Origin of the sequence: Prevotella nigrescens (assembly GCF_031191185.1) — a bacterium.
Lineage (GTDB): Bacteria > Bacteroidota > Bacteroidia > Bacteroidales > Bacteroidaceae > Prevotella > Prevotella nigrescens.
Genome location: NZ_CP133465.1, coordinates 1,644,412 through 1,670,011, shown reverse-complemented (window position 1 = coordinate 1,670,011; position 25,600 = coordinate 1,644,412). Strand labels below are relative to the sequence as shown.

Annotated in this window: 24 protein-coding genes, 1 tRNA gene and 1 pseudogene; 20 read left to right on the top strand and 6 right to left on the bottom strand. The window is 36.1% G+C overall.

The window, feature by feature from the left end; all coding sequences use genetic code 11:
• Positions 1-170, top strand: a pseudogene (locus tag RDV52_RS11200) (ISAon1 family transposase); the annotation flags it as partial.
• 64 nt (positions 171-234) lie between these two features.
• Here the strand turns inward: RDV52_RS11200 and RDV52_RS09360 are convergent.
• A tRNA-Arg gene (locus RDV52_RS09360) sits at positions 235-309 on the bottom strand.
• Between the two features lie 309 nt (positions 310-618).
• Between RDV52_RS09360 and RDV52_RS09355 the strand changes: the two genes are divergently transcribed.
• From RDV52_RS09355 to RDV52_RS09335, 5 genes are all read left to right on the top strand, one after another.
• The gene (locus RDV52_RS09355; protein ID WP_223381196.1) at positions 619-1,359 is read left to right on the top strand and encodes an SGNH/GDSL hydrolase family protein; all 741 of its coding nucleotides are present in this window, start codon (positions 619-621) and stop codon (positions 1,357-1,359) included.
• 35 nt (positions 1,360-1,394) lie between these two features.
• Positions 1,395-2,831, top strand: a complete 1,437-nt coding sequence (locus RDV52_RS09350) for an MBOAT family O-acyltransferase (RefSeq protein WP_004365871.1) — start codon at positions 1,395-1,397, stop codon at positions 2,829-2,831.
• Between the two features lie 11 nt (positions 2,832-2,842).
• Positions 2,843-3,853, top strand: coding sequence for a DHHW family protein (locus RDV52_RS09345; RefSeq protein ID WP_004365872.1), 1,011 nt, complete (start codon positions 2,843-2,845; stop codon positions 3,851-3,853).
• A 7-nt stretch (positions 3,854-3,860) separates the two neighbouring features.
• Positions 3,861-5,177 (top strand): DHHW family protein, encoded by a 1,317-nt coding sequence (locus RDV52_RS09340; protein ID WP_004363207.1) that lies wholly within the window; start codon positions 3,861-3,863, stop codon positions 5,175-5,177.
• Between the two features lie 86 nt (positions 5,178-5,263).
• Positions 5,264-5,818, top strand: a complete 555-nt coding sequence (locus RDV52_RS09335; RefSeq protein WP_004365873.1) for a glutathione peroxidase — start codon at positions 5,264-5,266, stop codon at positions 5,816-5,818.
• Positions 5,819-6,192: 374 nt separating this feature from the next.
• Here the strand turns inward: RDV52_RS09335 and RDV52_RS09330 are convergent, their stop codons facing one another.
• From RDV52_RS09330 to porQ, 3 genes are all read right to left on the bottom strand, one after another.
• Positions 6,193-6,954, bottom strand: coding sequence for a hypothetical protein (locus tag RDV52_RS09330; protein WP_309149735.1), 762 nt, complete (start codon positions 6,952-6,954; stop codon positions 6,193-6,195).
• A 940-nt stretch (positions 6,955-7,894) separates the two neighbouring features.
• Entirely contained in the window at positions 7,895-8,587 is a 693-nt protein-coding gene (gene cmk, locus RDV52_RS09325) for a (d)CMP kinase (protein WP_004365878.1), read from the bottom strand.
• Between the two features lie 32 nt (positions 8,588-8,619).
• On the bottom strand, positions 8,620-9,564 hold the full coding sequence (gene porQ, locus RDV52_RS09320; protein WP_004365879.1) for a type IX secretion system protein PorQ: 945 nt from the start codon (positions 9,562-9,564) through the stop codon (positions 8,620-8,622).
• A 148-nt stretch (positions 9,565-9,712) separates the two neighbouring features.
• Between porQ and RDV52_RS09315 the strand changes: the two genes are divergently transcribed.
• The 14 genes from RDV52_RS09315 to RDV52_RS09250 all read left to right on the top strand — a co-directional run bounded on the left by RDV52_RS09315 (position 9,713) and on the right by RDV52_RS09250 (position 23,939).
• Positions 9,713-10,507: an energy transducer TonB gene (locus RDV52_RS09315; protein ID WP_004365880.1), complete on the top strand. Its 795-nt coding sequence runs from the start codon at positions 9,713-9,715 to the stop codon at positions 10,505-10,507.
• A 61-nt stretch (positions 10,508-10,568) separates the two neighbouring features.
• A complete protein-coding gene (locus RDV52_RS09310) occupies positions 10,569-11,543 on the top strand; it encodes a polyprenyl synthetase family protein (protein WP_004365881.1) in 975 nt (324 codons plus the stop codon).
• A gap of 30 nt (positions 11,544-11,573) precedes the next feature.
• A complete protein-coding gene (locus RDV52_RS09305; RefSeq protein ID WP_004364277.1) occupies positions 11,574-12,269 on the top strand; it encodes a hypothetical protein in 696 nt (231 codons plus the stop codon).
• 60 nt (positions 12,270-12,329) lie between these two features.
• Positions 12,330-13,103, top strand: a complete 774-nt coding sequence (locus tag RDV52_RS09300; RefSeq protein WP_004365882.1) for a TatD family hydrolase — start codon at positions 12,330-12,332, stop codon at positions 13,101-13,103.
• Positions 13,104-13,140: 37 nt separating this feature from the next.
• Positions 13,141-14,439, top strand: coding sequence for an acyloxyacyl hydrolase (locus RDV52_RS09295; RefSeq protein ID WP_004365883.1), 1,299 nt, complete (start codon positions 13,141-13,143; stop codon positions 14,437-14,439).
• Positions 14,440-14,736: 297 nt separating this feature from the next.
• Positions 14,737-15,192, top strand: a complete 456-nt coding sequence (locus RDV52_RS09290; RefSeq protein WP_004365884.1) for a hypothetical protein — start codon at positions 14,737-14,739, stop codon at positions 15,190-15,192.
• 227 nt (positions 15,193-15,419) lie between these two features.
• On the top strand, positions 15,420-15,830 hold the full coding sequence (locus RDV52_RS09285; RefSeq protein WP_223381198.1) for a DUF3256 family protein: 411 nt from the start codon (positions 15,420-15,422) through the stop codon (positions 15,828-15,830).
• Positions 15,831-15,953: 123 nt separating this feature from the next.
• Entirely contained in the window at positions 15,954-16,409 is a 456-nt protein-coding gene (locus tag RDV52_RS09280) for a hypothetical protein (RefSeq protein ID WP_004365884.1), read from the top strand.
• 227 nt (positions 16,410-16,636) lie between these two features.
• Positions 16,637-17,233, top strand: coding sequence for a DUF3256 family protein (locus RDV52_RS09275; protein WP_004364265.1), 597 nt, complete (start codon positions 16,637-16,639; stop codon positions 17,231-17,233).
• Between the two features lie 224 nt (positions 17,234-17,457).
• Positions 17,458-18,726 carry a nucleoside permease gene (locus tag RDV52_RS09270; protein WP_004365888.1) on the top strand — a complete coding sequence of 423 codons (1,269 nt, stop codon included), beginning with the start codon at positions 17,458-17,460 and terminating at the stop codon, positions 18,724-18,726.
• Positions 18,719-19,279: a UvrB/UvrC motif-containing protein gene (locus RDV52_RS09265; RefSeq protein ID WP_004364259.1), complete on the top strand. Its 561-nt coding sequence runs from the start codon at positions 18,719-18,721 to the stop codon at positions 19,277-19,279. Before RDV52_RS09270 ends, RDV52_RS09265 begins: the two co-directional genes overlap by 8 nt.
• A 6-nt stretch (positions 19,280-19,285) precedes the next feature.
• Complete coding sequence (locus RDV52_RS09260; protein WP_004365889.1) at positions 19,286-20,008, top strand: 16S rRNA (uracil(1498)-N(3))-methyltransferase; 723 nt, start codon at positions 19,286-19,288, stop codon at positions 20,006-20,008.
• Between the two features lie 113 nt (positions 20,009-20,121).
• Positions 20,122-23,382 (top strand): TonB-dependent receptor, encoded by a 3,261-nt coding sequence (locus RDV52_RS09255; protein ID WP_004365890.1) that lies wholly within the window; start codon positions 20,122-20,124, stop codon positions 23,380-23,382.
• 224 nt (positions 23,383-23,606) lie between these two features.
• Entirely contained in the window at positions 23,607-23,939 is a 333-nt protein-coding gene (locus tag RDV52_RS09250) for a cupin domain-containing protein (protein ID WP_004364252.1), read from the top strand.
• 124 nt (positions 23,940-24,063) lie between these two features.
• Here the strand turns inward: RDV52_RS09250 and RDV52_RS09245 are convergent, their stop codons facing one another.
• Both RDV52_RS09245 and RDV52_RS09240 read right to left on the bottom strand, forming a co-directional pair.
• Positions 24,064-24,453: a DUF1573 domain-containing protein gene (locus RDV52_RS09245; protein WP_004365892.1), complete on the bottom strand. Its 390-nt coding sequence runs from the start codon at positions 24,451-24,453 to the stop codon at positions 24,064-24,066.
• Between the two features lie 408 nt (positions 24,454-24,861).
• A complete protein-coding gene (locus tag RDV52_RS09240) occupies positions 24,862-25,590 on the bottom strand; it encodes a YebC/PmpR family DNA-binding transcriptional regulator (RefSeq protein WP_004364249.1) in 729 nt (242 codons plus the stop codon).
• Positions 25,591-25,600: the final 10 nt, after the last annotated feature.

Sequence of the window (25,600 nt, the reverse complement as noted above, 5' to 3'; positions counted from 1 at the left end):
CCCGACATCAAGAAGGCTTATGGATTGGACATTCGCCAAGAATGTCTTTGCAAAGAATACGATTAAGGATGCAGGTAGGCTATCACTATCTAAGTGGTATAATAAAGTTGAAGAAGCTGGCTTCCCATTCTCTTAATATCCTTGCAGCAACTTTCTATGAACATTACGAAAGAATGGATAAAAAAAGACACCAGATGATTTTTCAAATGATGTCTCTACTTCACTCTATCCGAGTGATTCCGTTGGGGTTCGAACCCAAGACCCACAGCTTAGAAGGCTGTTGCTCTAATCCAACTGAGCTACGGAACCAGCTATTTGACTGCAAAAGTACTGCTTTTATTCGTCTTCACCAAATAATCAGTTAAGTTTTTCGTACTTTTCACATTGTCTCATAAATCCTTGCGTATCCTTGCGAATAATTGCATAAAGTATATTTTATGTTGTGTTTAATAGATTGTATCGGTTTTTATTTGTACTTTTGCAGCCGCAAAAATAAAAAATATGTCAGTAACTCTAAGAGAAAATGGTTCGATATTTTATAAAAAATACTCCCCATTTCACATAGAATTGGTAATTCTTCTATCGGTAATCGTACAGATTTCGTATGGTGCCAACTATATGAAAGAAAAAGATTCTACAACTTTTTTATCAGATTGCCATGTCGTATTTCTTGGCGATTCTAATTTGTGGACTGGTGGAAAAGATAGTTCAGACCCACACAGTTGGAGTTATTGGTTTTGCAAAGAGCTTTCTATAAAAAACAGTAGAAATTATGCACGTAGTGGTGCCACATGGTCCCACACGAGAAATACAAAACCAGATGTACTTTCTTACGAAGAGAAACTTTCCGACAATAACGTCGTTTTCAATCAGGTTTTGCGCTTGATAAAAGATGCAAGAGAACTTAGATGTCCTAAACCTGATTATATTTTTATTATGGCTGGAACTAATGATGCTTGGTTTCAAAATAAACGACCACAACTTTTTGCTGAAAGTGTACAAAATGTTTTTAATCAAAAAAACAAAAAACATCACCAAGCATTATCTCTTGCAAGGACTGTTAAACTCGATTGTGAATTGCTGAAGAAAAATTTCCCAGAGTGTAAAATAATCCTTGTTACTCCAATGTTTACAACACAGGCTTCAACAAATTTGATTTCAAAGGTCTCCGATGTTATTACATCTTGTGGAAAATTTTTAAATGCCAATGTAATACGTTTAGATACAACGGATTTAATTAATCCGATTCAAGAAAAAGACAAACGAACTTATACATTAGATGGCACTCACACTAATCCTGCAGGGGCAGAAAGAGTTGGGATTTATATTGCTAAAAAATTAAAGAGAACAATTCAATAAAAAATTGTACTAAATATTTTAATACAAACTAATTTATGGTATTTTCAGATTTATTTTTCTTATTCGTTTTTATTCCATTGTTTATGGTTTGCTATTTATTGGCTAACCTGTGGGATAAGATGCAAAAGAATAATTGTATAAATCAGACAGCTGCCCGAAACGCGGTATTAGTGGTTTTCTCGCTTATTTTCTATGCCTGGGGAGAACCTACCTACGTCTTCTTAATGATAATAAGTGTTTTTATCAACTATCTTGTTGGTATTGGTATCGATAAGCAAAATCGGCATAGAAAGCCTGCTCTTGTTATTGGATTAGTTTGTAATCTTCTTGTTCTGGGAACTTTTAAGTATGCAGGCTTCATAGCAGAATCGCTTAATCTTGCAGGGCTTCCTGTTCCTGTTCCACATATTGCGCTCCCTATTGGAATTAGTTTTTATACATTCCAGAGCATTTCCTACCTGATAGATGTTTATCGTAAGCAGGCAGACAGCCAGAAACGTTTTGTAGATTTATTACTCTACATTTCCATGTTCCCACAACTTATTGCAGGACCAATTGTGCGTTACGACCTTATAGCAAAAGAAATAAATAACCGACATATAACTCGGTCTGATGTTGTTGAAGGGTCTTACAGATTCTTGATAGGATTGGGCAAGAAAGTTATATTGGCTAATCAGTTTTCTGAAATAGCTAACCAATTCCTGCAAAGTGGATTTCCACAACTTACTACTATGGGAGCTTGGGTAGGTATTGTAGCATTTACGTTCCAAATTTTTTTCGACTTCAGCGGTTATAGTGATATGGCAATAGGATTAGGACGTTGTTTAGGATTCCATTTTGCCGAGAACTTTAAACATCCTTATGTTTGTACATCGATTACCGACTTCTGGCGGAAATGGCATATATCGTTAGGAAGTTTCTTCAGAGATTATGTTTATATTCCAATGGGAGGAAACCGACATCATCAGGTACTTAATATATTAGTTGTATGGTTTCTTACAGGAATGTGGCATGGTGCAAGTTGGAATTTTATATTGTGGGGTATTTACTTTGGTATTATCGTAACACTCGAGAAATATACTTTGTTAAAGGTGATAAATAAAATTCCAAAAGTTTTTCTCCATGTTTATAGTCTTGTACTTGTGGTTATTGGTTGGGGAATATTTTATTTCACCAATCTAACACAAATGCAGCGTTTCTTCCAAGTCTTCTTCGGACAAACCGACAAGATTGTCGATTTTGCTGCTCAAACTGCATTCTTTAATAATTTCTGGTTATGGATAGCTGGTATAATTTTCTCTATGCCTGTTTATGATTTCGTAAATAAGCATTTTTCTAAAATAAAATCAGAAACAATACATGCTAATGTTGCACTTGTAACGCGCATTGCTATATCTCTGTGTTTGCTTTTCTTAAGTGTAGCTTTGCTTGTAGGTGCAACAAATAATGCCTTTATATACACACGATTTTAAGTGAAATTAATATGAAACGATGTATCTTAGTATTGGTTTATAGTTTCGTTTTCATTCCATTTGTTGCGCAGGCACAACAGGTGTATACGAAGCGTAATGGGATTATTGTGTTGAAAAATGATTCTGTACTCAGAGCTATGTCCTATTTTACTGGAAAGCCAGAAGGAGGAACCTGGTATGCTGATGCTATAAATGCTTATCAGAAAGCTATGGGCGATAATATTCAAGTGTACAATATGATAATTCCTATATCGAGTGCATTTTATTGGCCTGAAGATTACACTGAAGTGAAAACAAATTCGCAACGTGCCACAATTGCTAATATGTATGAGCATATAGATAATAAAGTGAAAAAAATTGATCTTTGGGATATTTTGGAGGAACATAAAGGCGAAGCTATTTATGCTCGTACCGATCATCATTGGTTACCTTTAGCAGCTTATTATGCAGCACAACAGTTTGCAAGTGCTGCTCGAGTTCAGTTTTGCAATCTATCTTCATACGATAAACATATAATACATCGTTTTGTTGGAAGTATGGTGCATTTTTCTGGCGATGCAATGTTGAAGAGTTCTCCAGAAGATTTTGTCTTTTATACTCCAAAAGATTGTCCGATAACAACAACATATATCGAATATATTCTTAAAAATAGACGAGTTATAGGAATTAAACCTGAAGTCAATGGCAACTTCTTTTGGAAATATAATGATGGGAGCAGCAATGCGTATTGTACTTTTATGGGAGGTGATATTCGCGCAACTCACATTTCAACATCAACAAAGAATGGACGCCGATTACTTATTATCAAAGATAGTTTTGGCAATGCATTACCTGCTTTCTTATTCTTTTCGTTTGAAGATATATATGTTGTCGATTTCAGATATTTTCAAGGAAATATAAAAAACTATGCATCGGAAAATAATATAACCGACTTGCTAATTGTTAATAATATACAGCACGCTTATTCGCAAAGTACATCTAATTCGCTGATGAATATGCTGAATCGTCCAATAAAGAAATAATAAACTTATGAAACAGGATAATATCTATATATCCATTATCGCTATAATCTTTACAGCTTTAGTTTGTATTTTCGACTTTCTACCGCGTAGCACATTTTCTATATTGGAAAAACGCGATTTGAAACAATTTCCCAAATATTCATTCGAAAGTCTGCGAACAGGTGATTTTACAAAGAATATTAATTCTTGGTTTAGTGACAGCGAACCCTACAGGGATTTCTTCATGATGGTTAGCATGAAGCAAAAAAATCTTTTGGGCATTACTGCGCCAGGAGAAGAACAAGTGAAATTCCATGCAGCAACTTCTTCAAGAAATTCTAAAAATATGATGGAGGAAGAAAACGATGAAAGAGAAGTTGGAGAATATAAGAATACAGTTGCTGCAAACGAGAATGCAAAAATAGCAAACCGTGGTATTGTTGTCGTTGGAAGTGGCGATAATGTTAGGGCACTGATGGCTTACGGTGGAGGAGCGCATGGTGGAGTTGCCTATGCAGAAGCAGCAAATAAATATAAACAAGTATTCGGTCCGAAGGTAAATGTATATTGTATGGTAATTCCAACAGCAATAGAATTTTATTGTCCTGACCAGGCAAAAAGTTGTACGAATAGTCAGCGGGCAACTATAAACAACATTTTCAGCCATTTAAATAAGGACGTGCGTGCTGTAAACGTGTATACGCCACTTTCTAAACATGTAAATGAACCAATTTATTTACGTACCGATCATCATTGGGCACCACTTGGAGCATATTATGCAGCACAAGAATTTGCCCGTGTTGCCCATGTGCCATTCAAAATATTAAGTAATTATGAACGTCGTGTAGTTCATAGATTTGTAGGAAGTATGTATGGCTATGCACAAGATATTTCCATAAAGAATGCACCGGAAGATTTCGTTTTCTATGTCCCAAAGAATTTGAAATATACAACTGAATACGAAGATTATAAGTTAGACAAGAGTTATAGAATAATAGGTAAACCCACCCTTCGCAAAGGACAGTTCTTTGTTCATTATCGAGATGGTAATGCTGGAGCATATTGCACATTCATGGGAGGAGATGCTCGAATAGCTACAATTACAACTTCTGTAAAGAATAAGAGGCATTTACTAATATTGAAAGATAGTTTTGGTAACGCCCTGCCTGGATATCTCTTTTTCAGTTTCGAGAAAATACAAGTAGTTGATACTCGTTATTTCCCTAAGAATATGAAGAAGTTTGTACACGATAATAAGATTACAGATATTCTTTTTGCAAACAATATCTTTAATGCGTATTCTCCCAAAATAGGTAAGAAATATTTAAAATTCTTAGAACAATAAGATTTTTTAATGACTATACTACTATTCTTTCAGGATATATTTCGTATATTTGCAGATAATATAAGATATTAATAAAAGAAATAAAGATGAAAACAGTTCATGATTTTACTGTAAAAGACAGAAAAGGTAATGATATTTCTTTAAGAGCATTTGCCAACGAAGTTTTGTTAATTGTTAATACAGCTACAAAGTGTGGATTCACACCTACTTATGAAGAACTCGAAGCTACTTATAAAAAATATCATTCACAAGGTTTTGAAGTCCTCGACTTCCCTTGCAACCAATTCGGACAACAGGCTCCAGGTACTGATGAAAGCATTCACGAATTCTGTAAACTTACATACGGTACGGAATTTCCACGTTTCAAGAAAATTAAAGTAAACGGCGAAGATGCTGAACCGCTTTATAAATTTTTAAAAGAACAGAAAGGTTTTGCAGGTTGGGACGGAAATCACAAACTTACACCAATTCTTGACAAGATGTTATCGGAGAGCGATCCGAAATATAAAGAGAAATCAGACATTAAGTGGAATTTCACGAAATTCCTCATCAATAAGAAAGGACAAGTTGTTGCCCGTTTCGAACCAACTGAGAATATAGAGAACATCAATAAGGAAATAGAAAGGTTACTCGCAGAATAAGACGTTGTACACAAACAAAAGGTAGAAAGATCGTGCTCGGCATAACATCTTACCATTGAGCAAATTCGGTTTGATGCAGATAACACGCCAAAGAGTCCGTCCTGCTATGGATGTTGATGTTGCAGAAGACTGTCCAACTTGTTTTGGAACCGGCAAGATACGCTCAAGTCTACTTGCAGAGTACTAAAAAGATAATGAAAGAACCATAAAAGAAGATGTTGTATCGCAATGATGCAACATCCTTTTTATTCTGACAGTATTGTATAGTATGTTCAGATAAAGGAAAAACTACAACTATGTTGCCAAATAAAAGACACAATTTGCTGTCGTTATAGCCCAGAATAGCAAATTGTGCCCCTACTTTTAATTTATCCTTAAGGCATAACTAAATGTTTTTTCTCTTTCTCGCCGCTTCGTAGCTCTATTCGTTTCAGCTTCTTATAGATGTCTTGTTTTGCATGGGCAGATCTTGGCAGTAAGCCTGCATTGCAAATATTCCATATTATTTTCCCATTCGTAAGCTTTATACGAAGCACATACACTGCAACTTTTTTATCTATTACATCAAAGTAAAAACGGTAAGGCATCCATTTCAGGTCTTGTGCCGTTAATTGATTAACTTTTTTCTCTATCCAGCGATTTTTGCTCTCTTGTATTTCCTTTGCATAATGATTGGCAATAACGACCGAATCGTTCCTGTATCTTATAAGAATATTGTCGTCGGCATCTAACAAGTTATAATTAACATACAAGTAAGCATGTATATACTCTATACCCACAGGTTTAGTATAGCCATTAAAATCAAGATTGGCATCGCCCTTTTCATGATAAATATTAGCATATTTCTTAAAGTCGGCTTCGTTGTAAAGTGTCGTATATACTGAAGTAGATCGCGTAAATTCCACTCTAAACGTACAACTATCCCGCTTTTTATCGTCATAATTAGGCAATTCGTCTTCCCCCCGAATAGGAAAGTCTATCATTATTCCAGAGGGGATTGTATAAATACTATACCAATATTTGTTGGAACCTCGGTAGCTGATATGGTCATAATATCCGCCCCCCTCATCATAAACTTTATCCCAACAAGATGTCATTAGGAATAGTGCCATTACAGCTAAAAATATTTTCTTCATAACGTTAAGGTTTGAATTATCTTTAAATGGCTTTTTCATAATTTATTTTTGTTTTTAATTGTTTGTAATCGTTTGCAAATATACTACCTTATTTTTAGAAACAGTTCACTTTTTACAAAAAATATATAATTTACCTACATTCTTTCCTTTTCTTCATAACGATAATCTCACGATAGAGCCCCCCTCTCTTGTCATTATATTGTTATTACTCATAAGATACCAAAGAGGAACCACACCGTTTTGGTGCATCTCCAATTCTCTTTTTCTAAAATTTCAAACCAATTTTATGGGTGTGGCTGTGAGCCGCCACCTCATTCGGGTCTTTTTTGGCTTTTGTTTTGTCTTGTGTTGTAACTTTAAGTTTGCCACGCTGTAATTACGGCACGAAAAAGTTTTTATTAAAAATAATAATTTTGTAATTATAATTTTGAAAATTATAATTATAAATTGTCACAGTTTTAATTAAAACAGAATGTTGCCTATAATAATTATAATCTATCTTTCTTTTTATTGCCAGCACCCTTTCCTTTGTATTTAGATTTAATTGTGTTGAAACTATAGTGTAATGTACATTCAACAGAACGAGTATTAGAAAGTTTTTGTATTTCAAACTCTCGTACCCCACTATAAAGTGTGAAGTGATTTTTACGGGCAGTATTGAATATATCGTTAATCATCAGCTTTATCTTCCAACTTTTTCCCATCGTTTCATTAAGCCTGTATTTATAGTCCATTTACCAATCATAATATTGGTGAATATGCATCTATGTTATGTATTGTCATTTGCTTTTCAGTGTTGTACACAATATTGTTTTCGTCTTCCAAAACATTGTTTATCCACATCTCGTTCCTAAATCCAGTCTCAGTTACGACAAATAAAAGAGTCAGAAAGAATTCGCTTCTTTCCGACTTTAGTTATCTTGTGTTTACGCTGCGTATATTAATTTTTGCACACGCGCTTATATTGATTTATGAGCCATTGCTTTTGTTCTTCAATGCTAATATTACTGTTATCCAGTTCTATGGCATCTTCAGCTTTGCGCAAAGGCGAGACACTGCGGTGAGAATCTATATAATCGCGTTGTTTCACATTTTCCAATATGTCATTAAAGTCAGCTTCCATTCCTTTTCCCTTAAGTTCATCGTAACGACGTTGTGCTCTTACTTCCGGAGAGGCTGTTACAAAAATTTTTAATTCTGCATTCGGAAAAACCACAGTACCAATATCACGACCGTCCATAACAATCCCCTTGTCTTTGCCCATCTTTTTCTGTTGTTCTACAAGTGCTGCACGGACAAACGAAACAGCTGCAACAGGACTTACATGCGATGATACTTCCATCGTACGTATTTTATTTTCTACATTTTCATTATTAAGATAGGTTTCGGGACGACCTGTTTCTTTATTCAGTTTAAAACTTATATTTATATTCGGCATTTCGCTCTCCAATTCAGGAAGATTTATTTCGCCGTCTTTAAGAAACATTCCGTGCTGCAAAGCATAAAGTGCAACACAACGATACATCGCCCCCGTATCTACATAAATATAACCCAATTCGTGTGCCAAATCTTTTGCCATTGTGCTTTTTCCACACGAAGAGAAACCATCTATGGCAATTATTATTTTCTTCATTTATTCTATTTTAGTTCTATCTCACATCATATTTAAAACACATAAGCCAAGTTTACCATAATGGAACTGCTTACCGCATGGTATTTTCCGTACGATAAGTTCAGTTTAAAACGCTCGAGATTAATACCGCCACCAAAGCTAAAACCTGCTCCGTGGCTACTTTCATCGTCTCCAATTCCCATTTTCATATCGTTTCCTCTACGAAAATTATAGCCACCGCCTATCCATAAGCTTTCTGAAAGTAGGATTTCGGCACCTAAATTCAGGTGGTTTATAAATCGATAATCATAATGAGTAAGGTCTACAAGTGTAGCCGATATGCGTACAGGAAGTGCTGCTAACGTCTTACTTGCACCAATTTGCAAGTCGAAAGGCATTTTTCCAAAGTTATCATCATAGGCTTTTACTTGTCCGCCAAGATTTTTTACAACAGCCGACACCGACCATTCACGTTCAGGGTCGTACCAATTCAAGCCCAAATCTACACCTACGGCAATGCTGTTATAGCTCCCGATATTCGATGTTATGAATTTTCCAGTAATACCACCAACCAAGTTTCGGGCTAATTCATAAGAGAAAATAGCCTCAACGGCAATCTCGCTTGCATTAAATTCGCCCAGCTGCACATTGTTTTCGTCTACTTCTTTCATTTTGCCATAATTCATATACTGAATGCCTCCAGCCAAAGTTGCCTTATCGTTCATTGCTTTTGTGAAAGAAACTCCCATATAATTTGCTCCCTTCATATAGTTCATATAGCTAAGTCCGACCGTCATATCGCTGACAGATGCTGCCAATGCAGGATTAGAAAACATAAGTGAGGGGTCGTCTTCTATGATTGTTATATTATCACCGCCCAATGCAGCTGCATGCGCACTGACAGGCAAACGCAAGAAATTATATTCAGTCTGACTTTCCTGCGCTTTCAATATTGTAGAGAAGAGTCCGAGAAAGAGGGCGAAAACAAACTTTTTCATTTAATGTATTTTAATTTATCGACAAAGATACATCTTTTTCCGAATATCTTATTACTTTTGTTTATTGATTATGCAATCGGCATATTAATCTCAATAATTAATGCTTTGCATTTGTATAACGTTGTACAACAGAATTTAGTGTTTAGAGGTGGAAACAAAGAAGTCGAATAATGCAGATTTGGAAAACAAGCGCTGGATAGGATTTGCGCTTGGGTTAATTATAGCATTGTCTATATTCTTTGTTGCAATGGAATATTCTGCACAAGATGGTGAAGAGAAAGAAATGAACATTAACTTATTGAAAGACTTAAAACTTCATGACCAAGAAATGTTGCCTGCAATAGATCAACAGAATCTAACAAAAGAAAAAGACGACAAGGCTCCCACAGTGGAAGACATGCTTAACATAAAACGAAGCGAAACTCCACAAAAAGTTACGCCTCACGAAGTAGGTAATACTGAATCGGACGATGACAAAACGGCTGCACCGAATATCAACGAAACGCCAACACTTACACAACAAGCAACTTCACTGCCAGATCCGACAAAGGTTGAAGAGGTTGCGAAAAAGGAAACTAACAAATTTACCGAGGACAATTCCGATAAAAAGATAGAACGTTCAGACGATAAGATAAAAAAACGTATATTGTCAGAAACACCAACTCCACCAGGAGGCTGGAGTTCCTTTATGGTGTGGCTGACAAAAAACATAAAATATCCTGCCAGTGCAAAACAATCTCAACGGCAAGGCACAGTAGATGTAACCTTTATTGTTAATGCAGATGGAAACGTCAGCGATATAAAGATAAAGAATTCTAAAAATACCGATTTCGAACAGGAAGTTCTTAAAGTTGTCCGCACAATGGGCAAATGGAAACCTGGCATACAAAACAACAGACCGTGCAAATCGTTGTTGGAAATACCTATTGTATTTAGCTTATGATGAATAAATATCAGCTTAAATTACAAAGAAATAATTCAGATAATATAAAATTTATTCCGATATGTACACATCTAATGAACTTTTGGAGATTATAAACCAATACCTAAGCAAGCTTTCTTACGACCGTAAGCCTGCAAGCCTATACGAACCCATCAAATATGTATTGGATTTAGGCGGCAAACGCATACGCCCTATCCTTATGTTGCTAAGTTATAACCTATATAAAGATAATCCGCAAGAGATTTTATCCTCTGCCTGTGCATTGGAAACTTACCATAATTATACGCTTTTGCACGACGATTTAATGGACGAAGCTCCTTTGAGGCGTGGACAACAGACTGTACACATGAAATGGAATGCCAATCAAGCCATACTTTCGGGCGACTCTATGTTAGTCTTGGCTTACGAGCGATTGGCAAAATGCGATACGAAACATCTTGAAGCCGTCCTGAGTTTATTTACGGAAACAGCATTGCAAATAGGCGAAGGACAGCAATATGACATGGAGTTCGAAATGCGTAACGATGTAGCCGTAGAAGAATATATAGAAATGATACGCCTCAAAACCAGTGTTCTGCTGGCTTGTGCCACAAAAATGGGTGCTATTTTAGCCGATGCGACCCAGGAAGATGCAGAGAATTTGTATAAATTCGGCGAACAAATAGGATTGGCCTTCCAACTCCAGGACGATTATCTCGACGTATATGGCGATGCCAAAGTTTTCGGAAAGAAAATAGGCGGCGATATCGTTTCGAATAAAAAGACTTATATGCTTATTACAGCTTTCAACCAGGCAAATACTGGACAACGGGCTGAACTTGAGAATTGGATAAACAAAAAAGACTTCAATACTGAAGAAAAAATTGTAGCCATAACACGATTATATAACGAAATAGGGATAGACAAACTCGCAAAAGAGAAGATGAACTTTTATTATGAACAAGGAAAAAAATTCCTCGATGCAGTAAAACTTCCCGATGAACGCAAAGAAGCATTGGCAGAATATGCTGCGAAAATGATGAAACGCCAAAAATAGTTTTCCTCATTTTTATAGAAAGACTTTACTATGCCGTACAGACGTCTACCCAAAACTGATGCCGCTCGATTAAAAGCGTTGAAGACTCTATTAGACAATAATGATATTTATACTGTAAGAAATAAATTCATTGATTGGAAGCTAATAAATAGTGCTCAACCACTTCACGACCGTTTGCTTACAGCCACCGAACAATATAAAATATCGTTATCAGCACAAGTTAGAAATGCAAAGAAGATAGATGGCTTACAATATCGTGCTTGTATGTTTCTTAGCCATTTTATACAAGTTCTTTTAATGTCGGTAGAGCGTGGAGAAATTAAACGAAAGAAATTACTTCTTTATGAATTAAGCGAAGATGCAACATCATTGCCAAACATAAAATCGGCAGATGGGTTATTGCTCTGGGCGCCGAAAATTATAAAAGGAGAAAAAGAAAGAATTAAACAAGGTGGAAAACCCATCTACAATCCTTCGATAGGAATGGTAGCAACTCATTTCGATATATACAATGATGCTTATACTGCACAGCGAAAACTACGAGACCGCACCAATAAAGACAATAAGATTATGGCAGAGTTGCGTCCCACAATAGACGACTTAATCTTAGAATTATGGAATGTTATAGAGGCTCATTTCGCAAATCTTCCACCGAAAGAGCGGTATGAACAATGCAGTAAGTTCGGAGTTATATACTATTATAGAAAGAACGAAGAAAGATTATAGTGATAAGAGTAAAAACAAAACAATAAGCTGCTTTAGCAGGCAGAACTAAAACGAAAAGAAATGATAATAGACACACATACTCACTTAGACGGACCGGAGTTTAAAGACGACGTTCAGGAAGTTGTACAAAGAGCCAAAAGCGCAGGTGTTTCAAAAGTATTTATACCTGCAATCGACTTGAGTTCCATAAAATCGATAAACACTGTCTGCCAACAATTTCCAGACTTTGCTTATCCAATGATGGGCTTGCACCCCGAAGAAGTGAAAGCCAATTACAAGAAAGTGCTGCAGAAAATGAAGAACGAGCTGCTTGCAAACAGCAAATATATTGCTGTCGGAGAGGTAGGATTAGACTTCTATTGGAGCAGAGAGTTTGAAAAAGAACAGTTGGACGCATTTGAAGAACAGGTGAAATGGTCTGTTGAAACGCGTTTGCCATTAATGATTCATTGCAGAAAGGCACAGAACGAAATGGTAAAAATTCTTAGGAAATACCAGAAACAACTGCCGGGAGGCGTATTCCACTGCTTTACGGGCAACGAAAAAGAGGCTGCAGAACTGCTAAGTTTCAATAACTTTGTATTGGGAATAGGTGGAGTACTCACCTTCAAGAAAGCAAATCTTCCTGAAACATTGAAGTCTGTCCCCCTGCAACGCATAGTTCTTGAAACCGATTCGCCCTATATGGCACCCGTTCCGCTGCGTGGAAAGCGCAACGAAAGTTCGTTCTTGGTGCACGTTGTTGCTAAATTGGCAGAGGTTTATAACACAACCGAAGATGGAATTGCCCTGCAAACGAACAAGAACGTAGAAAGAATATTCGGTTTTTGCTAAGTCCTGAATACATCATAACTTTATATTTTACTTGCTCATGGTTTCTCATTTTGGTCTGAAAGGCATATTATTGATAGCATCTGCCAGTGTGGCAATGCAAGCAAAAGCTATTGTAAAGGATTCTATACAGCATTGGGGCTTTACCGTAAGTATGATGAGAAGTAAAGTTATCGCCTTAGATAAAAACCAACGTAAATATCTAAAAGAAGAAGCGAATGGCTCAATTGCCTTAGAATTAAATCATGTTTATCTTCCTTCTGACCATAATTCATACGCAAAAGATTTTAATTATCCTTCTCTGTCCATTGGTTTACGCTATACCTTGAACAACCATGTCCGCTTTCATCGGTCTCCCGACTTCGCTTGGAGTAAAATAGAAGAAGTATCATACGATTCTTATTTAGGCAATACACTTTCGTTGTACGGTACCTTTCAGCGTGCCATACATCGCAATAAGCATTGGGAAACATCTTATTCGTTAAGTGGTGGAGTCGGCTACACGAATAAATGGTACAATAAAGACAATAATATAGACAACGATTTCATTGGGACTCCTTTCCTTATCTACTTCGGAGCTGGTATTCATCAAACTTACCGCTTTGCTCAAAAATGGGGAGTAAGAGCCAGCTTAGAATTCGTTCATCATAGCAATGGTTCACTCTATCACCCAAACAAAGGCTCAAACAGTATAGGTCCGTCAGTCGGAATTGTTTATTATCCTTATTACGAAACGCTCATCAAAGAGCACGACAGTTTCAAATCAGCCCCCTTCAAAAAGTCTTTTTATATTGACTTAACCGTTGGTATTGGTGCTAAGACTTTGGTCGAAGATTGGCAAATAACACAATTCCGTACATCAAAATCGGAACCTAACTATCGTACTGGAGAATTTAAACGATATGCCACCTATTCGTTGCAAGCCAATTTAATGTGTCGTTATGCACGCAGATGGGCATCAGGTATAGGGATAGATGCCTTCTATAATACATACGCACCGCACATAGAGCAATTGGAACTAAAAGAAGGAAACACCATAGACTGCAAGCCTTGGTCGTTTGGCATTGCGGGGAAACACGAAATCTTCTACAACAACCTATCGCTGAATGTTGCATTAGGAACCTATTTATATCGAAGAATGGGTACAATAGATCGGGAATTAGGTGGAAGAATATACGAACGGGTTGGCGTAAATTATTCGTTTCCATCACTAAACGGACTAAAGTTAGGTATCAACGTTAAGGCACATACCACAAAGGCAGACCTTACCGAGCTTGTGATAACCTACCCTTTCCACTTTAAAAAAGGTTCTTCTGTTAAATGCATAGATAGAAAATAAAAATGCGACTGGGATTTGGGAAAGAGTATCGTGGCATCGGGGACCAATTGTTTCTTGGATAAGATACGTGTCGTCTAATATTACCTTTGCAATAGATTATTCGAGTTATGCAAAGCGTTGTGTGTCATTGCAGAAGATAGGTTGTCAAATCATTACCTACTGCATTTTTCATAATTCATAAGGTTGTTCGTAACCAATTATTTCGACCTAAATAATAGATTTTTTATAAAAAAAGCTTAGCTTTCATCATTTTTATATAACTTTGCAAAAGAAACAGACAAGAAAAATAAAAAAATTATGAAGAAATTTTTAGGAATTATTATTCTCCTACTTGTATTTACATTTAAGTTGTCAGCACAACAACAGGTTGACAACATAAAATTTATGGTAGAAAACACTGAGACAATGAAAGTGTTAGAAAAAATGTTTGGTGTTCCCTATCTATTAAATAACGAGAAAGCTATTTATAAGAATGTTGTTTTTGATGGAGAACGATATAATGAAGCGGAATGTTTTTTTAATAAAGAGGGGAAGCTAAATCAATTGCGCCTAACAACGTGCTGTAATAATAGAGGAAAAGCCATAGCACTAATGAATAAACTCGCAAAAAAATATAAAGAAAGTTATAGAACAACCAATTCTGAAAATACAGATGATGGAAAATTCGTAGTGGGATATAACAGTAAAAATAGGACTATGCTTATGATTTCTACTTATAAAAATAATTGTGTTTTAAGTTTTTCACCTTTCTAATAAAGTATGAGAAGAATAAAACATATTATTTCGGAAAAACTTGCTTATTCCCAATAAAATATTACAGTATTATTAATGAATCATTTTTTGTTAAGGGCAGGTTCTAAAAATACCTTTGTAGGACTTTTGTCTTTTATGCGCATAAAAGCAGAAAGACCGAAAGAATTGAACGTTGTTATAACAATTATTTTTCAACGAAGGACTTATAGAACGTGCCTAAAATTAATATGAAAAGATTCCTTTTAATTCTATTGATATATTTCAATTTAATTCCATTACACGCACAAGATATGCGTCAGATATGGGTTGAAATGCCTGATACTCTCGTGCCATATCTCAATAAAAGTTTAAGAACAGAGTTGGCAGACTACATTACGATGAGAATGAAGTCAGAAGTTATAAATAGTTTGCACGATACAACCCGTATAGAAAAGTTAACCAATGACTATATTTGTGTATGGTTAAATGATGCATCTAAGTTAGAAATTAAAAGATTAGATGATTCAAACATAGCTGTAGTCCAAACATGGAATGGACCAAAAACGGAAAGTAAACTAATTTTATTTTCAAAAGAATGGGAAGCTAAACCATTTGAGTTAGATTGTGCTCCTGTGTTCGAAAAAACAGATTCTTCATAATTCATAAGGTTGTTCGTAACCAATTACTTCGACCTAAATGATAGATTTTTTATAAAAAAAGCTTAGCTTTCATCATTTTTATATAACTTTGCAAAAGAAACAGACAAGAAAAATAAAAAAATTATGAAGAAATTTTTAGGAATTATTATTCTCCTACTTGTATTTACATTTAAGTTGTCAGCACAACAACAGGTTGACAACATAAAATTTATGGTAGAAAACACTGAGACAATGAAAGTGTTAGAAAAAATGTTTGGTGTTCCCTATCTATTAAATAACGAGAAAGCTATTTATAAGAATGTTGTTTTTGATGGAGAACGATATAATGAAGCGGAATGTTTTTTTAATAAAGAGGGGAAGCTAAATCAATTGCGCCTAACAACGTGCTGTAATAATAGAGGAAAAGCCATAGCACTAATGAATAAACTCGCAAAAAAATATAAAGAAAGTTATAGAACAACCAATTCTGAAAATACAGATGATGGAAAATTCGTAGTGGGATATAACAGTAAAAATAGGACTATGCTTATGATTTCTACTTATAAAAATAATTGTGTTTTAAGTTTTTCACCTTTCTAATAAAGTATGAGAAGAATAAAACATATTATTTCGGAAAAACTTGCTTATTCCCAATAAAATATTACAGTATTATTAATGAATCATTTTTTGTTAAGGGCAGGTTCTAAAAATACCTTTGTAGGACTTTTGTCTTTTATGCGCATAAAAGCAGAAAGACCGAAAGAATTGAACGTTGTTATAACAATTATTTTTCAACGAAGGATTTATAGAACGTGCCTAAAATTAATATGAAAAGATTCCTTTTAATTCTATTGATATATTTCAATTTAATTCCATTACACGCACAAGATATGCGTCAGATATGGGTTGAAATGCCTGATACTCTCGTGCCATATCTCAATAAAAGTTTAAGAACAGAGTTGGCAGACTACATTACGATGAGAATGAAGTCAGAAGTTATAAATAGTTTGCACGATACAACCCGTATAGAAAAATTAACCAATGACTATATTTGTGTATGGTTAAATGATGCATCTAAGTTAGAAATTAAAAGATTAGATGATTCAAACATAGCTGTAGTCCAAACATGGAATGGGCCAAAAGCGGAAAGTAAACTAATGTTATTTTCAAAAGAATGGGAAGCTAAACCATTTGAGTTAGATTGTGCTCCTGTGTTCGAAAAAACAGATTCTATGTCGCAACAACGCTATAATGAATTATTGAGTATGGCAAATGTTATGCTCTGCGAATTAGAGTTATCTGAAAATGATAATAGTTTAACTATAAAATATGATGTACCATTGCTTTCACCTGCAGATAAAAAGGACATTAGTATAATATTAAAACAAAGAAAATTAAATTGGAACGGATATTTGTTTAAATGATGTTAATATATGGATACTTGCACCTACAGAGGTTGCGCATTATAATAAATATTATTTATCTTTGTATCCTGTTTTTCATGGTATTAGATTATTAAGGTTAATAAAAAAGATTGATTGTCGTGAGACAATCAATTTTTTTGTCCATCTTGAATATAAATACTTAATTTTACTTTGGTGGTTTATTATAAAAGCTGTACTTTTGTTGTCGAACAAAAATCTAAGAGATGAATTTAAAGATACGTTTAGCACTAATGAACTTTTTAGAGTTCGCAGTGTGGGGAGCATATTTAACGTCAATGGGGCGTTATCTTGGTAACGTTGGTATTGGTGAAAATATAGGACTGTTTTATTCTATGCAAGGTATTGTTTCTATCTTTATGCCTGCACTGATGGGAATTGTTGCTGATAGGTGGATACCTGCACAACGATTATTAGGACTTTGTCATTTGGTAGCAGGTATTTTTATGTTTGGTACAGCTTTCTATGGAATAAATGCAGGCACAAATGTAGATTTTAGTATTATTTTTACACTTTATTCTATGTCGGTTGCGTTTTATATGCCGACCATAGCTTTAGCCAACTCCGTTGCTTATTCAGCACTGACACAATCTGGCATGGATACAGTGAAGGATTTCCCTCCTATCCGTGTGTTTGGTACGATAGGTTTTATATTGACAATGTGGCTGGTAGATATATTGGGATTTCAAAGCAATCAAAACCAATTTATAACTTCGAGTGTAGTGAGTGTTATTCTTTTTCTTTACACTTTCACATTGCCGAATTGCGAAATATTAAAGAGCAACGAAAAGAAGAGTTTGGTAGATGCTTTAGGGTTGAAAGCTTTCTCGCTGTTTAAACAAAAGAAAATGGCAATCTTCTTTATCTTCTCAATGTTGTTGGGCGTAAGTTTGCAGATAACGAACAGTTTTGCAAATCCTTTCCTATTTAGTTTTGCAGCACAGCCCGAGTTTGCAAATGCATTCGGTGTTCAACATGCTAACATACTTATAAGCCTTTCACAGATAAGTGAGACTTGCTGTATTTTACTTATTCCATTTTTTATGCGTCGTTATGGAATCAAAAATGTGATGTTAATAGCGATGTTAGGGTGGGTTTTGCGTTTTGGATTATTTGGTTTAGGTAATCCAGGAATGCCTGGAGTGTTATTATTCGTTTTGTCAATGGTTGTTTATGGAATTGCATTCGATTTCTTTAATATATCAGGTTCACTCTTTGTAGATAAAAGTACAGATTCTTCCATTCGCTCATCAGCACAAGGATTATTTATGTTGATGACAAATGGTATCGGAGCTACTATAGGAACACTTGCTGCACAAGCTATTATAAACCATTATACAGAATTAAAACAGTTTGGTGATAATATACTGACTGTAGGAAATTGGAAAACTTGTTGGTTTATATTTGCGGGATATGCTCTGATGGTTGCGATAAGTTTTGCAATTTTGTTCCATCCTAAAAAAAGTAATGAATAAGATACAAGTTTTTTTTAAAGGAATAACAGAGATTGTTGGTGGTTCCAATATGGGGCTTTTGGTGCTCACTAATCAGTTAGAAGACAAACAAGTTGCCATTGTCTGTGATGGGATAATGGTGCATGAATTAAATCTTCGAATAGGGGAAAATTCATTTCGCCATAGTCTTCTACCGGAGGTTCTTTGTTGGATAAATCCTGATATGGATTCTGAACACTATGAGATATTATTTAATTCCATCTCTGATGGTCAATATAAAGTTGTATTAATAAATAAATTTACGTATGAGATGATACCGATTCGTGCTTCAGATGCAATTCTTTTGTCGAAAATCGTGCAGATAGATTTATATATGGAAGAAAAACTTTTTATACGACAGAGTGTGCCTTACGAATTGAATAAAAATAAGGTTGCACTTCCTTTGAACGCATTAACTTCGTCAATGCTCCATGACGCTTTGCAAAAAGCAATTAAAGATGAAAATTATGAATTGGCTTCTAATTTACGCGATGAAATACAAAAGCGTAAAGATAATCAAGATAAAGTAATGTAATATAGAATGAAAGAAGAACGTTACTTTTATGTTCCTGAAGCATCTAACAGTAATGAATTGCCAGTAGACGAGGCAATCCATGCTGTTCGAGTTTTGCGATTAAAAGAAAGTGATGAGATTTTCTTGATGGACGGCAAAGGTTCTTTTTATAAAGCATTTATTACATTAACAAATTCCAAACATTGTTATTATAAAATAGAGCAATCGTTACCTCAAACCAAATCATGGACTGGATATTTACATCTTGCTATAGCGCCTACAAAAGATATTAGTCGTGTAGAATGGTTAGTTGAAAAAGCGACAGAAATTGGTTTCGATGAGATTTCATTTTTAAATTGCCATTACTCTGAACGTAAAACAATACGTAAAGATCGGATAGAACGTATAGTAATATCAGCAATGAAACAGAGCCGTAAGCCATGGAAACCAATTGTAAATGATATGGTTACATTCGACAATTTTGTACGTAGAGAAATAGTAGGTTCGAAATTTATCTGTCACTGTTACGATGAAATAGAAAAGACTGACTTCTTTAACTATTTAAAGCACTTGAATTCTATTAATGAAATAACAGTTTTAGTAGGACCTGAGGGAGATTTTTCTATTGATGAAGTTCGTCAGGCTATGAATAATAACTATCAATGTGTAACTTTAGGAACAAGCCGTTTGCGTACTGAAACAGCTGGATTAACTGCTATAATTGTTGCTAATTTGATTTGTCGTAAATAAGTCTCAGCTAAATTATTCTGATTTTAACGTCGTTTGCAACGATATTTTGATAGATTTTAATTATATTTGCACCATAATTAAATATACGTATTTGAATTTAACATTAATTTATTATGCAAAAAAGATTGCTTTTCCTTTTTGGAATGTTATTCTCGCTAACTATTACGGCAATGGCGCAGATAACTACATCAGGCATTAGCGGTAAGGTTACATCGAATGGCGAAGAAGTCATCGGTGCAACAGTTACAGCTACGCACCAACCTTCTGGAACAATTTATAGGGGTTTAACAAATTTAGATGGACGTTTCACCATTCAAGGTATGCGTGTTGGTGGACCTTATAAGGTGGAAATATCTTATATAGGACATCAAACTAAGACTTTCCAGAATGTAACACTTCGTTTGGGCGAAGTAGAAGATTTATCATGCAAGTTACAAACAGATTCGAAAGAATTGCAGGAAGTTGTTGTTGTTGGTAAAGCTGGAATAAACGGGACAAAAAATGGTGCTGCACAAAGTCTTACTGCTAAACAAATAGCCGAGATACCAAGTATCACACACGGTATTGCTGATGTTGCAAGATTAAATCCCCAGCTGACAACATCAAGCAATGGTGCAATGTCGTTTGCAGGAACAAACAACCGTTACAATTCGTTTATGATTGACGGTGCAATGAATAACGACGTATTTGGTCTCACTGCCGACGGCTCTAATGGAGGACAGGCAGGCACACAACCTGTTTCTATGGAGACCATTGAGCAAATCCAAATTAATGTTGCGCCATTTGATGTTCGTCAGAGTGGTTTTACAGGTGGTGCAATTAATGCTATAACAAAGTCGGGAACTAACAAGTTCCATGGAAGCGTATATGGATTTGGCAATAATCAGAACCTTATCGGTCGCCATTATCCTTATTCTGACGGAACGGGTTATGCACCGAAGTATCAGAAACAGCAACAATACCAATGGGGTATAACGCTTGGTGGTCCTATTATCAAGGATAAACTGTTCTTCTTCGTTAACTTTGAAGACGCCAATAAAGAATATCCAAATATCAATGGTTACGGCCAGACAGGTTTACGTATCCTTAAGGAAGAAGCCGATGGTGTGCTTGCAAAGGTTAGGGAAATGGCTGCAAAGCAAGGATACAACTATACAGGCGCATTCGGTAATCCTGATATTTATACCAAGAGTAAAAAGTTTGGTGCAAAGATAGACTGGAATATCAACGACTTTAACAAGTTCTCATTCCGTTGGAGTTTGGTAGATGCAAAACAATTAAACAATGTCAGTGGTGCTTCATCGTTGAACGATAATCATTATTATTATCCATTTGAAAGCAAAACAAACTCTTTCACAGCTGAATTGCAAAGCCGTTTGTCGCCAGTATTGAGCAACGAAGCACGTGCAAGTTACGTACGAGTGCGCGACCAGCGTGCTGTAGCATCGGCTTTCCCAATGATTTCTCTTCAAGTAACAGGTGGTACGCTCAATATTGGTAACGAACGTTCGTCTATGGCGAACCAACTCGACCAAGATATTTATACCGTTGAAGACAACTTTACTTGGTACAACGGCAGCCATACATTTACTTTTGGTACACACAACGAATTTTATAAGTTTGCAAACCTTTTCATTCAAGATGCAAACGGTACTTACAACTTTGCAGACTTAGCACATTTCAATAAGTACTACGAAGACTTTATGGCGGACAAACTTGACCCTAACTATGCTTATTTCAAGCAATACCGCTTCGGAATGGCTAATACCGACGTAACGGGCGACCCACGTTGGAAAGCTCCATTCTCTGCAGGACAGTTAGGTTTCTATGTTCAAGACAAGTGGAACGCTACTCCTTCTTTCCAACTTACATACGGCTTACGTATGGAAATACCCCTTTTCTTCGATACTCCTACTGCCAATACAGGGTTCAACGAATATGCTGCACAGCGTGGCTGGGGTGTTCGTACAGACCATAAATTGTCAAGTTCTCCTTTGTGGAGTCCACGTGTAGGTTTCCGTTGGGATATCAATAACGACCGTCAATTTATTCTTCGTGGTGGTGTAGGTGTCTTCACAGGGCGTATTCCATACGTTTGGATTAGCAACAACTTCACTAACACAGGTATTCAGATGTCTAAATACAGTGTTTATAATCCGAAAGGACTTAATCTAATCTTCGACCCTAACAAGCAATTGGAGAATGCTGAAAAGCTGAAAGTGTCAGCTGGAAGTCAGGAAGTAGATATTTTCTCTGATAACTTCAAGTTTGCACAAACACTTAAGTTTAATCTTGGTTTTGACTTTAAAGCATTGGGAATAGATTGGACAGCAGAGGCTATCTACTCAAAGACTTTGAACGATATATATTATAAAAATCTTGCAATTGAAGCAACAGGCAAAACCTTCGGTCAAGAAACTGGTTACACGTGGGACAACCGTCCAATGTTTACGCAGACTACAAAGGGCACTCCATACGCATACGTGTATGGATTGTATAACACCAACAAGGGTTATACAGTAAACTTATCGTTGAAAGGTGAAAAGCATTTCGACTTCGGACTTGATTTGATGGCAAGTTATACATGGACACGTTCTATGAGTGTGAACAGTGGAACTTCTTCTGTGGCAGGTAGTAACTGGATGTTTAATACTACCTATAGAAATCCTAACGACCCAGAACTCGGCTTCAGTGCATACAATGTTCCTCATCGTATTCAGGCGAGTGCTTACTACCATATTGGTTACGGTACAAGCAAGCAGTGGCAGACCACTATCGGTCTGATTTATCAAGGACGTAGTGGTTCTCCATACGTTATTGAAATGTATGGCGATATGAATGGCGATGGTGCTCGTGGAAACGACCTTATGTATATTCCTACTGATGCACAAATCGACCAAATGCGCTTTGCGCCAACTACCGTAAACAACAGCAAGAATACTTATCCGTTGATAACAAAGGTATTGGGCGCAGGATATAAGGGCAATCTTTCCGAAGAACAGCAACGTGCTTTGTTGAAACAATGGATTGCCGACGACTCTTATATGAGTAAGCACCGTGGCGAATACTTCAAGCGTTATGCAGATAATCTTGCTTTCGAGCATCATTTTGATGTTCACTTGGCACAGAAGTATAGCTTTAAAGTGGGTGGACAAGTTAATTCTTTGGAGTTGAGCTTTGATATAATTAATGTTGGGAACTTGCTCAACAAGGATTGGGGACACACCTATGGCGATGGTTTCGGTCGCTACTTCAGCCCATTCAACTATGAAGGCGACGGTTTGTTCAAGTTCGATGGAACACACGTAAATCGCGATTATGACAGCTACAACAGTCGTTGGCGTGGTCAGATAGGATTGCGTTATACATTTTAGATAACAATGTAAACGATATAGACGAGTGGATACTCTGTTAATGGAGAGTGTCCGCTCATTTCGTATATAATAATTCCTTTCTGGATTCTTAAGTTTAGATTATCGAAATGGTAGGTTTAATCTTTTAAAAAAACATGAGGAATCGTATTTCCTAAATGAAATGTGAACGTTTTTGAGTTTCGAAAGAATATTATTATTTTTGCACTTACTTTAAAATTTTTATTATGGTTATAGATTTTGATAAAATCGTTGAGGAACATATACAAGGTTTCAAAGGTGGAGAAGGAAGGTTAGACACCCGTAGCTATGTAGACGACAAAACCCGCATTATGTATTCAACACTTCGTCCAGGTGCGCGAAGCGGCGAACATATTCATAAGGGAACCTTTGAGGTAATATATGTTGTTAGCGGGGAGTTAACGGCATTTTGTGATGGCGCAGAAGAGACTGTTAGAGTGGGGCACATACATTATTGTCCTGAAGGACACAAACATTGGTTTGAGAATAGAACTAAACACAATGTAGTTTTTTTGGCTGTCGTTCCAACTTTAGGTTAGAAATTGTATCTATAAAAACTGAGCGGGAGATATTTTATTAATATTTCCCGCTTATTTTCATTATAAAGTTAGAAATACTTATATCTAACTTCTTATCTTTCACTTCTAACTTCTTCCTCTTTAGCTATTTTGCTGCTTCCATAACACCTTCTATATATATACGTGTCATTTCAGTCTTAGCATTAGATTTTATTGTAATACTCTTTTTAAAGTGTCCTGTGAATTTACCTTGCCCATTATAAGTAATTTCTATTGAACCTTTTTGTCCAGGTGCAATAGGGCGTTTATCGTATTTTGGTATTGTACAACCGCAACTTGCAATCACCTCATTAATGACCAAAGGGGCATTGCCTATATTTGTAAAGGTGAAAACAGCTTTCTTCACTGGTGAACTAGCAGGGAATGTTCCAACATTAATCGTTGTCTGGTCGAATTTGAATTCTGCTTGATTTTGTGCCGACATTATTGTTATTCCTATCGTCATAAGCAAAATCGTCATTAATAACTTTTTCATATATTTATTCTTTTCTTGGTTTTAACTATGATGCAAAAATAACTATAAAGTTTATTCTTCCTTTAATAATTTATCTAAATTAACATTATTATATCATAACTTAACGTCCATTAGACATATAGACGGTGTCAATGAAAAGCCTGTCCTTTCCTGATCTGTATAGAAACTTTTGTTTATGTCTGCCAAATAGTTAGAAACAAGCGGAAAATTCATATTGAAATGATCGACAACGGATATCCAATGAAAAGTGTACTTTTGCCCATTTTATTTCATTTTTATTATACAAATACAAAAGAAATAAGAGGGGCTGAATACACAAAGCAATCGGTCCGTTTTCTCAGATCATAATTAAACGAAGGGACACAGCTTATAAAAACTTTATCGGACACCGATAATATGGCAAGTATATTACTCTGCTGGCTTCATGTTTGTGTAAACGTTCTGTACGTCGTCGAAGTCTTCGAGCTTTTCAATCATCTTGTCGATGGTTTGGCGTTCTTCGTCGGTAACGTCCTTTAGGTCGTTCGGAATGCGGGTAAATTCGGCAGAAGTGATTTCAAAACCGTTGTCTTCCAAATGCTTTTGTATTTCGCCAAAGCTGGTAGGTTCGCCGTAAATGGTGATTTCGCCTTCTTCATCGTCTTGGTCGAACTCGTCTTCTACACCGTAGTCGATGAGGTCGAGAATGAGTTCTTCCATATCAATGCCTTCCTTCACCTTGAAGGTAAACACGGCTTTGTGGTCGAAAAGGAATGCCAACGAGCCTTGTGTGCCGAGTGTTCCATTGAATTTGTTGAAGACAGAGCGGACATCGCCCACGGTGCGGGTGGTATTGTCGGTCAGTGTTTCTACGAAGATGGCTATTCCGTGCGGACCGTATCCTTCGTATGGCACCTCTTTATAGTCGCTTGTGTCCTTGCCCATTGCATTCTTTATGGCGCGTTGGATATTGTCTTTTGGCATATTCTCGCGTTTGCAGGTTGCGATGATAGCACGCAAGCGCGGGTTGGTTTCAGGTTCAGGACCGCCTGCCTTTACGGCAATGGCAATTTCTTTACCTAATTTTGTAAACGTGCGAGCCATGTGGCCCCATCTCTTTAGCTTTGTAGCCTTGCGATATTCAAATGCTCTTCCCATTGGAGTTGTG